A 12,458-nucleotide genomic window follows, 5' to 3' on the forward strand; every position below is an offset into this window, starting at 1 on the left:
CCCATGGCTGGTGTGTCGCGCAGGGCCACCCCGAGTTGGTGGGCTTCGGCGGCTTGCTGGATTTCGGTGAGGTTGTCGCGGATCTGTTGTTCGTAGACTGTGCGTTCCAGTGGGTTTTCGGTGGTTCTGTATCGTTCGATCACTACCGCCATCGGGTGGTCGGGGGGGAGCATGTCCCAGATCGCGCTGTCGGGTGTGGCGTGGAAGCTGGCTTCGCCGGGCTGTCCGCTGCGCGCGGCYCGATACATGGCTTGGATATCGACGGCTTGGATGTGTGAGTGCTCGGAAATGATCACGTGCAACCCGCCCTGGGCGAGGGCTTGCTCGGAAGGTTTGATGTCGACGCCGCGCGCGTTCTCCATGTTCATCACCGCGACTTTTCCCAGGCCGCCGGCCGCACCGAAGATCCGTTCCCGTTCGGCATCCGCGGAGGTCCCCGACCCTTGTTTCTCCCACCGTGCGACGTCTTCGGCGCCGATCGAGTCGACCTGGATGCCTTTGCTTTGCAGCATCCGTGTCAGTTTGCGTACCAGCCGGTTGTCGTGGACATACACCACAACCGGCTGCTCGGTGTCGTGATGCACCGCCAGTACCTGGTTGACGATCGCTTGATCGCGTTCGCGGGCGGTCAGTGAGAACATCGTGCCGGTGGGGTTGACCTCGGGGGTGAGGTTCAGTTTGGTGGGTGTGAACCGGTCGATCGGGGTGGTCTGGCCCAAACCGAGTTTGTTCAACTGACCCGACACCGCTTGGGCGGTACCCGAGGCGCCGGTGATCAGGTCGTAATTGTCTTTGGTGAACGTTTCGGCGATGGTCAGGCTCTGGGAATGATCCGAATCGTTGCGGATCTCCAAGTTGTGTTTCGCCTCGAGCGCTTGGGCCAGACCGTTGTTCCATCGACTCTCGTTGGACACCCCCTTGTCCATCATCACCTTGTGGGTGACCTGATCGATGATCAGGATCTGTCCTTCGCGGATCGCTCGGCGCCCGTCGACCCCCTTGGTGAACTGATACCGCTGCCCGTCCTCGGCCACCACCGTTTGGACACCGTCTTCGGCCACTTCCAGCTTGTGTTTGTCCCCCAGCAGGATGTAATGCTTGCCCCGCACCATCTCCCACCGCGCGGCGGCGGCCATATCCAACCGATGCCGCTCCTGGGCGGTCAGTTCCTGTTTGAGCCGATCCCGCTCCGCAGTGCTCAGCTCCCGGCCGAGATCAGCCTGCTGCTGGGCGATCCGCTCTTTCCAGAGGTGGTCTTCGAGTTTCGCTTTGCCTTCCTCGGTCAAACGCGCCGAACCGCCCTGCTGGAAACGTTCCCGCCCGAAGTCGGCATGGGTCAAGATCTTGTTCCGCAGCGCGTCTTTGAGGAACTTCTCCGCCGCCTGGATCTGCGCTTGAACATGCACCGGCGCTGCTTGGCGAACCCCATCGGAAATGATGTAGGTCGAGTTGCCGTAGATCATCGCCTCGTCGATCTCGTCGATCACGACATTGCGGCTGGGCACCGGATGACCACGCAGCCGCGATACCACCACATCACCGATATCACCGACATAAATGGTGGGTTCGCCCTCCACCGGCTCCGGCATCACCACATCGGGATCGATCCGAACGATCTTGTACCCACGATGACCGTAAGCCGCCAACATCTCCCCAACCTCACGCTCGACCAGGTTGGCTTTGGTGACATACACGATCGAGCCCCGCTCCGCGGCCAGCCGGCCCAAAAAAGCGTGGTACATCATCGACTTGCCCTCACCCGCACCCTGATTGGCCGGGCCGTGCGGCATCGCCTCACCCGAGGCGAACTGTGTCCACCGCAGCGCCTTGCCGTCCCCACCCTCCAACTGTGCGGTAGTGCGACGCAGGATCTCCGCCGCCGCCATCCGGGACTCCACCGCGCTGCCATGACGCAGCATGTGAGTCAACACCTCATCCGAGGCCGTCCGGATACCCATCCCGACCGCTATCGTGTCGGCCGTCAACGCCTGGTAATGGCGCACCAGCTCGCGGCCCGCGGCCTCGGTCGCCTCCTTGCGCCCGACCGCCGAGTTCTCCACCTCCCGGATCCGCTCGGCGGCAACCAGACCGGTCGCCGCCACCCGCTCCAACCCSGCCCGCTCCCGGAAACCTCGGGCGATCGCCTCCAGCAGCGCCCGCTCCTCACGGCGCACCGCCTGCGTCAACCGATCCTGAACCTGCGCCATCTCCTCCCGCGCCTGCTCCCGGCTCACCCCCAGATCCGCCTCACGCGAACGCCGCCACAACTCGACCACACGCTCTCGCGCCTGCGCCCGCAAMACATCAATCCGCTGCCGGGTCTGGGCCCGCAACTCCTCAATCCGCGCCCGCCCCTCGGGCAACGCCTTCTCCCGATGCCACTGCCCCACCAGCTGCGTCATCCGCTCCCGACGGACCGCCTCGATCGCAGCTATCCGCGTGTCGGCGATCTGTTTCGCCGCCCTGCCACGCTCGGCCGCTACCTCCCGCTCCAACGCCTCRCGTTCCKGRGCGACCGCGGCATCCGCGTCTGCCCGCACCTCGGCTTTCTGCGCACGCAACTGTTCGCGCAACTTCGCCGCCGCCACCTGCGCCTCACGCAACTGCACCCGTGCCTGCGCCTCGACACCGAAGCTGGTACACACCTCCTCGACAGCCATCCGCTCCGCGGTGGCCTGCCGGTGATCGGACTCGGCGACCTTCGCCTCATACGCCTCGAACTCCGCGACCATCTCATCGAGCATCTTGTTCGCCCTGGCCGCCTGCGCCTCGGTACCGACCCGCTCCAACCGAGCCCGCTGCGCGGCCTCCCACTCCCGGAACCGTTCRGCCACCGAACGCTGCGGCGCACCGTCGGGTTCAGGCGCCAACACATCGAGCCGATCCCGGACAGCCATCTCCGCACGCATCCGCTCCGACAATGCCCGGGTAAACGCCCGCAACCGCCGCCGCAACCCCTTCGACGGCTCATGCATACTCGGCTCGGCCGCCGAACCCTCCCGCCGCGCAACAGATTCCTCCCGCCCGCCAGCGGATCCCTCCCGCCCGCCAGCGGATCCCTCCYGCCCGCCAGCGGATCCCTCCTGCCCGCCAGCGGATCCCTCCTTCGCCGCAGCGGAGGGCTGTTTGATCGGCTTGTCGACATCCAGCCCGGATTCCGGATGCCGTTGCCGCGGCGCGGGTTCCTCTTTCGCGGTGGGCTGGTGCGCATTCACCCCGGAATCGGTGACCTGCGCCCGCGCGGCGGGCCCGTCCTTCGCGGGYTTGTCGACATCCAGCCCAGAATTCGGATACCGCTTCCCCGCAGCAGCTTCCTCCTTCCCGGCAGCGGCTTCCTCCTTCCCGGTGGGGGGTTGCTCTTTCACGGGCTGGTGGGCAGCAGTCCCGTCCTTGACACCCGCGCCCGGTGCGGCCGATTCCGCCCTGCCCGCCGCCGTCGATCCCCCCCGCGCTCCGCTTTCGGGTGTCGCGGCGCCGGCGCGTGGCGGGGACCCGGCGGGCGTGGCGTTGCTCGAGGCACGGGAGCCACCGGTGTCCGGGCTSSYCGTGGTTGCCGCCCGCCCGGATGAGGCGGTGCCGGCTGTGGTGCTACGCCCTGCCTCGGCGAGCCCGCTCGCCGAGGCAGTCGCAGCACTCGGTGAAGTCGCGCCCTCGACGGGAACCCGGATTTTCCCGCCCAGGAAATTCTGGGTGGTGGTCTGCGGCGTGGCACCGCTCTGCGCGGCCGCCGCGGCCTGAGCCTGAGCCGGAGCTTGGGCTGCGACCGTCGCCTTCGCCGACGCGGTGTCCGCRACCACGGCGCTACCGTCGCCCGGATGCGTCACCGCATGGTCRTGTGCTTGGTATTGCAGGGTTTTCAGTGTCTGGATGTCGTTGCGTGCGGCCGCGGTGTCGAACTTTTCCCGGAAGTCGGCGCTGGGCAGCCCGTCGGAGACTTTGAGGTCGGCCTCGATCGTCTTGACCAGGTCGGCATGCTCCACCTTGCCGGCCATATCCAGTGGTGTGGCGCCGATGCTGGAGTGCCGGGCGGCGGACAAWCCACCACGCGTGCCGCTGACCGCGCCCAAACCACCCATATAGCCCAGCGAGAACATGTCCCACTGCCCGTGCAGCGCCCCGATCGCGGCCGCGGTCGTCACACCCGAGGCGAACCCGGTCGCTATCGGGACCGCTAAACCCGTCAAACCGACTTTCCCGAAACCCGCCCCGAACACCCGGCCCGCCGTGTGCCCGGCCACCGCCCCGACTCCCCACGCCAGCGCCGAATCGCCGATCTTGCGCCAATCCAGTTTCTGATCCGATGCCAGCAGCGACACCGTAGTGACCCCCGCCCCGACCCCGGCCAGCTTCACCCCGGCACCCAGGGAGTGGTAGGCCAGTTCCACGACCTTCTCCAACCCCTCGAGCCCCATCCGGCCCAGCGTCCGCAACAACCACTCCCGGCCCAGCAACCGGCCCGCGGCCATCCCGATCCGCTCCATCATCTGCCGGCGAGCCACCGCGAAGGTGTAGCGGCCGAGCGCGACGATGAACGCCTGCTGCGCCGCCACAAAAGGCGCCGCCGTCCCCCCGGACGCCAACAACTCGACCGCGAGCATCTCGAACTCGATCGCACCCCACGCCGCGAAAGCGGCTTCGGTAATCCGGTCGCCGTTGATGGCCTTGTTGCTGTTGGTAGTGAACTCCGGTATCGCCCCCATCGCATCGATGAGGTGATCGATCGAATACTTGCCGTCGATCAGCTGATTGAGCGATTTGGCGATCGCTTCCCCGCCATGCCCCTCATACCATTTCCCGGTGTTCTTGACCGCAGCCTCGAAATCCGGGAGAAGCTCGGTCAGCGAATCAGCAGCCGTCGCATAATGGTTGCCGAGTTCGGTGACACCATCGGTATTCCACGTCCATGGATCCATCCACGGCGCAACTCCACCGAAGATATCAATGAAGTACCTGAGGGAAGTCGGTATCGCCGTATACATCTACCAACCGGGTTCGGTGACCTGCGGTCCGGTGCCACCGGTGCCACCGGCATCCTTGCGCCTGGCGTCGGACTCCTCCGAATCCAGCGGCCCCGTCGCGGCCTTGGTGAAAACGGGCAGGCTACTCAGCTCGTCGGGAAGACCCGGCARGAACTCCGACAGTTTCGGCACCGCGGCGTGGCGTTCCCGCATCGGCGCCACCAATTCCTCGGTCTTACGCCCGAGTTCGGCATGCGCCTGCTGCGCGGCGGCGGTCACCGCCCGCGCGAGCTCCGTCGGAGTCAAATCCTCGATYCCGTCGGTCATCGTGGTATCGACGACGAGRCCATCGGCATTCACCACAACGGTGACCCGCTTACCCGCGGCCGTCCCGGTCCCGGTGAGCTGGGCRCGCTGTTGATAAGCGTCCTGCAACGATTTCATATTCGCCTGGACGTCCTCGAGCATCTTCGCCAGCAGTTCCTCATCAGCGTTGCTCATGCCCTACCCCCACCCCTGCCCGCTTCGACGACAGACCCCGAACGGCCCCTACCCGCCTTCGTCGCCTCCTCGATCGCTTTCCCGCCCTCGACATCCATCCCGTGCAGCAGCTCCACACTCTTGTCGATCCCACCGGCGAAATCCTTATTCAGGATATTCACAAACGATTCACCGGCCTTGCAGATCGCCTCGTGCTGCTTACTCCAATCCTTTTCGAACTGATCGCCCGGCGCGTTCGTCCCGCACACCGGCTGCGCCATCAGCGGCCCCGTGTTCGCATTCAACGTGGCAAACACGTCACCGATCCTGCTCGCAATATCCTTCAAATCGCCCGACAGTCGGCTCAGCTCGGCTTCGACCCTGACCCTTTTCGCATCCGCATCCATGCCGTCCACCTCTACCTATCCATCCACCGAGCCGACGATCCTATTTTCACCCACACCCCGAACACGGTGGTTCACCAACACTGGGGAACCACCGCGCCTCAGGCTGTGGGCGAGCTTCCCGGTCTACCCCAACGCTCCCTGCCGTTCCTGGAACCGCTGCTCGAAACCCTTCACGAACGTGGTCGGATGTAGCTACGCACCCGGAAGATGGCTTCTTCCTCCGGCATCTGCTGCGGCAGCGCAGCCACCACCCCGGCCAGGGTCAACTGGTACATCGCCCCGTCGATGTCGAACCGGCCGTCGTGGCCGAACAGGTTCTCCACCGTCTCCCGGGTCACCACCCCCACCTCCGCGGCCGACACCAACGCCGCAGCAGCAGCGCGCTGCTGCGCGCTCGGCGGCGCGGCGGCCAGACCCGCGACAATKCCCACCACGGTGTTCGCCGTCCACACACCAGGAACCGCGGTAGCGCACTGCTCCGCCGACGGAGACTCCCCCCGATACCAACGGCCACCCTCCCACCAATACACAAACGACATCAAACCCGTCGCCGCACGCGGGTTCAGCACCGGATTGGCCACCCACTCCGGGGCGCCGGCATAGAAGTTCGGCATCGACGCGCCGTCGTTGTAGGCGGCATCCAAATTCGGCGACTCCCACACCCCACCCGAAAGCACCGCCCGCCCACCCGGCAGCGAATACAACGTCGCACCACCCCGACGCGAACTCTCGAACCACCCCATCGACGGCAACACCCGCGGCCCCCAATCCGAACCAGCCGCCACGAACGCCGCCGAAATACACGCCCACCGCGCCCACATCTCCGGGAAATCCGGAAACTCGTTCTCCGCCAACACCGGCCACACCCTGCCCGCCCGATCCGCCCGCGCCGAGGCGGCAGCCTCCTGCGGAGTACGGGCCTGCCTGCCACCATGGCCGACATACGCCGCCAACCACACCGGCAGCACCTCACGCGGGAACTGCTCCAGATCGGCACGATAGGCCTCCGGCTCGAACAGCTGCCCCTCCGGGAACGGCTCGTCACCGAAGTCGTAATCGACCTCGAACTCCCCCTCAGCGCTCAACCGCACCAACAACCGCCACCACGGCTCCCCATCCAACTCCGCAACCAACCCCCGATGCTCACCCACCAACTCCACCACCGCCGCCGGCGGCTCAGCCCGCATCGAACGCTCACCATCGGTATAAACCACCTCGGCAAAACCAGAGGTAACAGTCAACGCGAACACCGCATCCAACTGCCGCCAACCCTCCGGACCGACCCCAGCCAACCCATCGGCAATCCGCCGCGCCAACACCCGATCCCGACCCTCGCCTTGTCCAGCGAGGTCGTGTACGGCGAGACAATCCGCGCTGCCATCGACACCGCGGACACCTTCGACTCCGATCGCAAGCTACCGACAGGCTGCGCACCTGCGAGAACCTCCGGGGGGCCGCACTTCGAACATTCCGGCAATCAGTTCGAGCAGCAGCGAAAGCATGACCTCGGCGTTTCGATCGACGGTCATCGGGTGCGGCATCGAAAGGGCCAGCGGCACTGGGAATGGCGAAAGTTCATCCACTGACCGGACACGATGTCACCACTGTTTCGGCTCGAATGAAGGTCGCGTTGGCGGCGAACCAGGCGACGGTTTCTGCCGACGGACGCCGTCCTCGTCACAGAAATGGTAAGGAAGCTGCCAGGCGTCGCTGCCATCGGTGCGCGGCCGCGGGCCGGGGGGTGGGCATACCGGTCTCTCCTCAGGTGCCGACGTGCCCTGAGAACCGTGTCAAAGACCGCACTGATGACATATGTCCCGGTCCGGTATAGCCATATAGCCTGCGACCAGGACTTTCTTGGGTGGACCTTGGGGGACCTTACTACAACACGAACATGCAGGTAGAAGCGCTGGAGCAGTTGCTGGCGGCGCTGCCCGACCCCGACGGACCAGCCCCTGCACCGACCAAGCGGCCTAGTCCAGCCCGGCCCCACCGACTCCAACGAGGCCTCACCACCAACCAGCGCGCCGAGATCGCTGCCGCATACGATGCCGGAGCCTCCACCAAACAGCTCGCCATCCAGTGGCAACTCGCCAAAGGCAGCATCCTCTCCATCCTGCGCGACGCGGGTACCCACATCCGGAAGCAACGGCGACTCAGCGAAGACGAAATCGACCACGCCGTCACCAGCTACCAGCACGGCGAGTCGCTGAACCGCATTGGCGACCGGTTGAACGTCGCCCACACCACCGTTCGGTCGGCACTCGAACGCCGCGGAATCCCAAGGCGTGATAGCCACGGCCGGTCCCGGTGACCGTGCCGGTAGCAGAACAAAATTCGGATATCCGCTGGCTCGCTTATGTCCCCACTCCGGCAGCCAGGTCACCTGCTTGTTGTTGGCCAGCGCTGGGGATTTAGGACCGTCCCCCGAAGACGGTGATGTCGTCCAATGCGTCTTCAACGCGACCACCGATGATCGGGTCGTTGACGAGTTCGCGTAGCGCAGGAACGACGCGGTCGGTGTCGATGGCCCTGTGAATACGCACGATGTGTCCCAGGGCCGTCACCGCACCGGAGCGAACATTGGGGTCCGGATTCTCGAGCAAGGCGAGCGCGCGGTCGGTGACCCATCCGCCATCAGGGTCGTGAAGAGCCAACCGCAGTATGGCCTGCGAAACCGCCAGGTTGTCGTCCGAATCGAGCATCGCGATCGCCTCGTTCCGGCCGATCGGTTCGAGGCTTTGGTACGTACTCACAGCGGCTTGCCCTTCCTGTTCACCGTTGCCAGTCGCACGCCCCGTCATCGACCGTGATGCGGCGAAAGCCATGGCCTTCACCGCTTCGCCGAGCATGAGGCCGCGCCCGGTGGCCACCGAGTCCGGAACTGTACACAGTCTTGCGATTTGCCCCGGCGCTGATGCGTCGCCTGCTGCGGGCGGCAAGCCCGCGCGTTGCATTGACAACCGTTTTCAATATAGTCACCAGACGGAGCTTCCCAACATCGGCGCTGTCGAGTCCGGTGCTCGGTGGCGTGATCGTAGGATCAATTGAGATATGGGGCAGTACATGCGCATTCGTTCACGGCTTGTCGTTGTCGTGTTGACCGCCACCACCGTGGCAGTCGTCGGCGGGGGTGGAAGCCAACCTGGCACGGTATCGGCTTACCCCGCGATAGCCGACCCGATCGTCGTCACCCACGACGGCGGCCTGTACGTCCTCGACGGCACCACTCTGCGGAACGCTGCGGATGTGCCGCTCGCCGGTTTCAACGAACTCGACCCCGCCGGCGACGACCGGCACGTCATCGTCTCGGCTGAGGACGGCTTTCGCGTGCTCGACACCATCGCCTCCGAATTCACCGGTGTCGAGTTTCCTGGCCACGAACCAGGGCACGTGGTGCGCCACGGCGGGCGCACTGCGCTGTTCACCGACGGCACCGGTGACGTCACCGTCATCGACCCAGCCGAGCTGTCGGGCGGCGCGCCCGTTACCGAGACGTATCGGACGGCTGAACCGCATCACGGCGTGGCGGTCCCGTTGACCGACGGCGAGCTGATCGTGACTCTCGGCACCGAGACGACTCGCACGGGAATCATGGTGCTCGACCGCGACCGCCACGAGATCACCCGCAATGAAGACTGCCCTGGAGCGCATGGCGCGGCCACCGCGCCGGGCGAAGCCGTCGTGATCGGCTGCGAGAACGGTGCGCTGATGTATCGCGACGGCGCCATCATCAAAATGAACAGCCCCACCGCCTACGGTGCCATCACCACCCTTACCGGCAGCACCGTCTCCCCGATCGTCCTCGGCAACTTCGCGCAGAACCCCAACGCCGAACTGGAACGCCCGCAACAGATCTCGCTCATAGACACCACCACCGACACTCTGCGCCCGGTCGACCTGGGCACAAGCTACAGCTTCCGATCGCCGGCCCGCGGCCCACACGGCGAAGCCGTGGTGCTGGGCACCGACGGCCGCATCTACGTGATCGACCCTGCTACCGCCACAGTCACCCGCACCATCCCGGTCATCGCGCCGTGGGAGAAACCCGTGGACTGGAAGCAGCCGCGACCGACCCTCTTCGTCCGGGCCGACGTCGCCTACGTATCCGAGCCCGCAACCCGACAGCTGTACCGCATCGACCTCGCGACGGGCATCATCACGACGACCGTCACAGTGCCGGACACGCCCAATGTGCTCAGCGGCGTCACGGATGACTGAATCCGCTTCACTACCGCGTGGGAGCAGTCGTCAGGTCCTGCCCGCACCGCCACTAATCATGCCCTCACAGATCCGCACGAAGCCTCCCGGTACGTCGCCGCTCCTGTGTCGAACGTGCGAGCAACCTTGTCGTCGCTGGCGCCGGCGTTCGTATGGACGGTCGGGAGCCGGGATCCGCTGGTAATCGATGACAGCGAGGGTCGGGGTTTGATCGGGATCGTGCTGGGCGCTGTCGGTTTGCACGACACCGCGAACCTCCAGCCAGGCGCCGTCTTCGATCGGCTCCGGCATGCCCGCGAGATGTACCAGGACATAGCGGGCATCGGCAACGCAGCAGGTGATGACCACGCGAGCCAGGTCGGCCTCGGTGGTAGCGGGATGTTGTTGTTCGAGATCGTTTGGGCGCATGACGAATCCGCTGATAGTCACCTCGCGGCCGTCCAGGGAATGATTGGAATCCAGCAGCGCCCGGTTGACCAGATCAAGGACCGGCAAGTTCGACACGGCGTCGGGGCAGCGGCGGGGACGGCCGCTGCTCCGGTTCCGCCGCGCGGACGCCGCGTCCACCGCTTCGATGCCGACCTCGACTTTCGCAATCTTGCGATGGTGTCCACAGACCGTTCAAGCTCTCGTCCGCAGCCAGCCCACTGAGCTCGGCCTTGACACCCCTGCGCGGCCGGTGGCCACGTCCCCGTGCACGCTCATGCCGAGGGTGTGCACGCAGCCACCGAAACGGATAGGCTATGACCGAATGACCAAAGGAGTCATAGCTATGGCAACCGCGTTCACAGACGAGGAGAAGGAGCGCATCGCATGCACTCTCCTCGACACGGCCGAAAAACTGTTCACCACCCAGGGACTCAAGAAGACCTCGCTGGAAGAGCTCGCCGGCCCCGCAGGTATCGGCAAAGGCAGCTTCTACGCCTTCTTCGACTCCAAAGAGCGGCTCTACCTGGAGATCATGCTCCGACGCACCCCGCAGGTCGCCGCGCGAGTGTCCGCCGCGCTGATCCACCCTGTTAGCGAGGAGAGCCTGGTTGGGGTAATGCACACCATCACCGACGTGCTCGTCGCCGACCCCCTGTATCGGCGGCTGCTAACCCAGCCGGAGGAACTCGACGCAGTCACCCGACGCGTCGGTCCCGAGCAGATCGCCCGCGTCACCCCGCAGATCGTGACGCCGCTTCTCGACTATCTGGCCGCAGGTCAGTGCGACGGAGTTCTTGTCGAAGACATCACACCAGAGATTCTCGTCGGGGTGATCCGCGCCGTCGGTCTCGTCGTGATGCACCGCGACCGGTTCGGCCCCGCCTACGAGCAGGTACTCGAAGCCACCATCCGGACTCTGGCAAGGGGGATGCTCCGATGAACGTTCTGGACAGATACACGCGCATGGCCGGCATGAGTGAGCAGGCGTGGAAGCGCCATGCCAACCCGTGGAGCGTCTGGACCAGGTTCGCCGCGATCCCGCTGATCATTCTGTCGGTCTGGAGCCGCACCTGGATCGGCTGGTGGGCACTGACGCCGCTGGCGCTGGTCATCGGATGGCTGTGGTGGAACCCGCATGCGTTTCCGCCGATCGACAAGCCAACCGCCTGGTCGTCCAAGGGCATCTACGGCGAACGCCTCTGGTTGCGGGATCGATCACAGATGCCCGCCGACTTCGCAGTGGTCCAGCGCTTCTGGGCCGTCGGCACCCTCACGGGCGCCTCCCTGCTGGTCTGGGGGCTCGTCGCGCTCGAGATCTGGCCGACCCTGTTCGGCGCGGCCCTCGTCGTGTACGGCCAACTGTGGCGGATCGACCGCCTCGGCATCTTCTACGACCAGGTCACACCCAGACACTGAGAAGGATCGCGCGGCACGCGGTATAGGCCCACTCGATCCGCCGAATCGATGCGATCACGTTCTCGCCGGGTAAGAACTGCTCCGATCACGTGATGGTCGCCGGTGCGGTCCCTATCGCCCTGTCCGCCGACTTGTCGGCGGTGGTACTTCGCGAGCGATGCCTATTTCACCGAGCTTTGATAAGGCTGCGCGAATACGGTCTGCGGGTATATGGATTCGGCGAACGCAAGACCTCTACATCCTTTGTCCACGCCTGCAACCGGTTCGCACTCATCGAGGACCTCAGCCCGCCCGCACCTGGCCGCCCGCCTCCTCACCGGCTCTCCTGCCGCACTGACACCAGCGGCCAGACGCTGGACCTACCCTGGCTCATCGTCATGCCCCGACACCCCTGCACACGGGATCCCTGCCATGCCGAGCTCACCGAATATCCGGCGATCCGAGCAACGCCCATCGGCCGATTATGCCCGTCGTTCAAACTGTTCCGAGAATCGCAGATACTCACCAGGACACGGGATGCATTGCCGTGCACCAAGATGCGAGCAGG

At 65.4% G+C, this 12,458-nt stretch carries 10 protein-coding genes and 1 pseudogene; 5 read left to right on the forward strand and 6 right to left on the reverse strand.

Going from position 1 to position 12,458, the window contains the following annotated elements; translation table 11 throughout:
- The 4 genes from AB4Z47_RS27755 to AB4Z47_RS27770 form a co-directional block, all read right to left on the reverse strand.
- On the reverse strand, positions 1–4,913 hold a 4,913-nt coding region (locus AB4Z47_RS27755; protein ID WP_441955156.1), incomplete at its 3' end, for a hypothetical protein.
- 66 nt (positions 4,914–4,979) lie between these two features.
- Entirely contained in the window at positions 4,980–5,459 is a 480-nt protein-coding gene (locus tag AB4Z47_RS27760) for a YbaB/EbfC family nucleoid-associated protein (RefSeq protein ID WP_441955158.1), read from the reverse strand.
- Positions 5,456–5,854, reverse strand: a complete 399-nt coding sequence (locus tag AB4Z47_RS27765) for a hypothetical protein (protein ID WP_441955160.1) — start codon at positions 5,852–5,854, stop codon at positions 5,456–5,458. The genes AB4Z47_RS27760 and AB4Z47_RS27765 overlap by 4 nt, the downstream gene beginning before the upstream one ends.
- 161 nt (positions 5,855–6,015) lie before the next feature.
- Positions 6,016–7,161 carry a hypothetical protein gene (locus AB4Z47_RS27770; protein ID WP_441955162.1) on the reverse strand — a complete coding sequence of 382 codons (1,146 nt, stop codon included), beginning with the start codon at positions 7,159–7,161 and terminating at the stop codon, positions 6,016–6,018.
- A gap of 578 nt (positions 7,162–7,739) precedes the next feature.
- Here AB4Z47_RS27770 and AB4Z47_RS27775 point away from each other — a divergent pair.
- Positions 7,740–8,159, forward strand: coding sequence for a helix-turn-helix domain-containing protein (locus tag AB4Z47_RS27775; RefSeq protein ID WP_441955164.1), 420 nt, complete (start codon positions 7,740–7,742; stop codon positions 8,157–8,159).
- 100 nt (positions 8,160–8,259) lie between these two features.
- On the opposite strand, the gene AB4Z47_RS27780 is transcribed toward AB4Z47_RS27775, so the two are convergent.
- Positions 8,260–8,718, reverse strand: a complete 459-nt coding sequence (locus tag AB4Z47_RS27780; protein WP_441955166.1) for a HEAT repeat domain-containing protein — start codon at positions 8,716–8,718, stop codon at positions 8,260–8,262.
- A 193-nt stretch (positions 8,719–8,911) separates the two neighbouring features.
- Here AB4Z47_RS27780 and aztD point away from each other — a divergent pair, with 193 nt between their 5' ends.
- Positions 8,912–10,066, forward strand: coding sequence for a zinc metallochaperone AztD (gene aztD / locus AB4Z47_RS27785; RefSeq protein WP_441955168.1), 1,155 nt, complete (start codon positions 8,912–8,914; stop codon positions 10,064–10,066).
- Between the two features lie 30 nt (positions 10,067–10,096).
- Here the strand turns inward: aztD and AB4Z47_RS27790 are convergent, their stop codons facing one another.
- Positions 10,097–10,474, reverse strand: a complete 378-nt coding sequence (locus AB4Z47_RS27790) for a TIGR03943 family putative permease subunit (protein WP_441955211.1) — start codon at positions 10,472–10,474, stop codon at positions 10,097–10,099.
- A gap of 364 nt (positions 10,475–10,838) precedes the next feature.
- Here AB4Z47_RS27790 and AB4Z47_RS27795 point away from each other — a divergent pair, with 364 nt between their 5' ends.
- The 3 genes and pseudogenes from AB4Z47_RS27795 to AB4Z47_RS27805 all read left to right on the forward strand — a co-directional run.
- Positions 10,839–11,435, forward strand: a complete 597-nt coding sequence (locus AB4Z47_RS27795; RefSeq protein WP_441955170.1) for a TetR/AcrR family transcriptional regulator — start codon at positions 10,839–10,841, stop codon at positions 11,433–11,435.
- Positions 11,432–11,911, forward strand: coding sequence for a DUF6653 family protein (locus AB4Z47_RS27800; RefSeq protein WP_441955172.1), 480 nt, complete (start codon positions 11,432–11,434; stop codon positions 11,909–11,911). Before AB4Z47_RS27795 ends, AB4Z47_RS27800 begins: the two co-directional genes overlap by 4 nt.
- A 44-nt stretch (positions 11,912–11,955) precedes the next feature.
- Positions 11,956–12,168 (forward strand): annotated as a pseudogene (locus tag AB4Z47_RS27805) (NYN domain-containing protein); the annotation flags it as partial.
- Between the last annotated feature and the right edge of the window lie 290 nt (positions 12,169–12,458).

The organism is Nocardia sp. 2TAF39 (genome assembly GCF_052114905.1).
Classification (GTDB): domain Bacteria; phylum Actinomycetota; class Actinomycetes; order Mycobacteriales; family Mycobacteriaceae; genus Nocardia.

What these genes read in the sequence shown, in the direction of transcription:
- AB4Z47_RS27775 (WP_441955164.1), top strand. Translation starts at nt 7,740, where the DNA reads ATGCAGGTAGAAGCGCTGGAGCAGTTGCTGGCGGCGCTGCCCGACCCC.
- aztD (WP_441955168.1), top strand. Translation starts at nt 8,912, where the DNA reads ATGCGCATTCGTTCACGGCTTGTCGTTGTCGTGTTGACCGCCACCACC.
- AB4Z47_RS27790 (WP_441955211.1), bottom strand. Translation starts at nt 10,474, where the DNA reads ATGCGCCCAAACGATCTCGAACAACAACATCCCGCTACCACCGAGGCC.
- AB4Z47_RS27795 (WP_441955170.1), top strand. Translation starts at nt 10,839, where the DNA reads ATGGCAACCGCGTTCACAGACGAGGAGAAGGAGCGCATCGCATGCACT.
- AB4Z47_RS27800 (WP_441955172.1), top strand. Translation starts at nt 11,432, where the DNA reads ATGAACGTTCTGGACAGATACACGCGCATGGCCGGCATGAGTGAGCAG.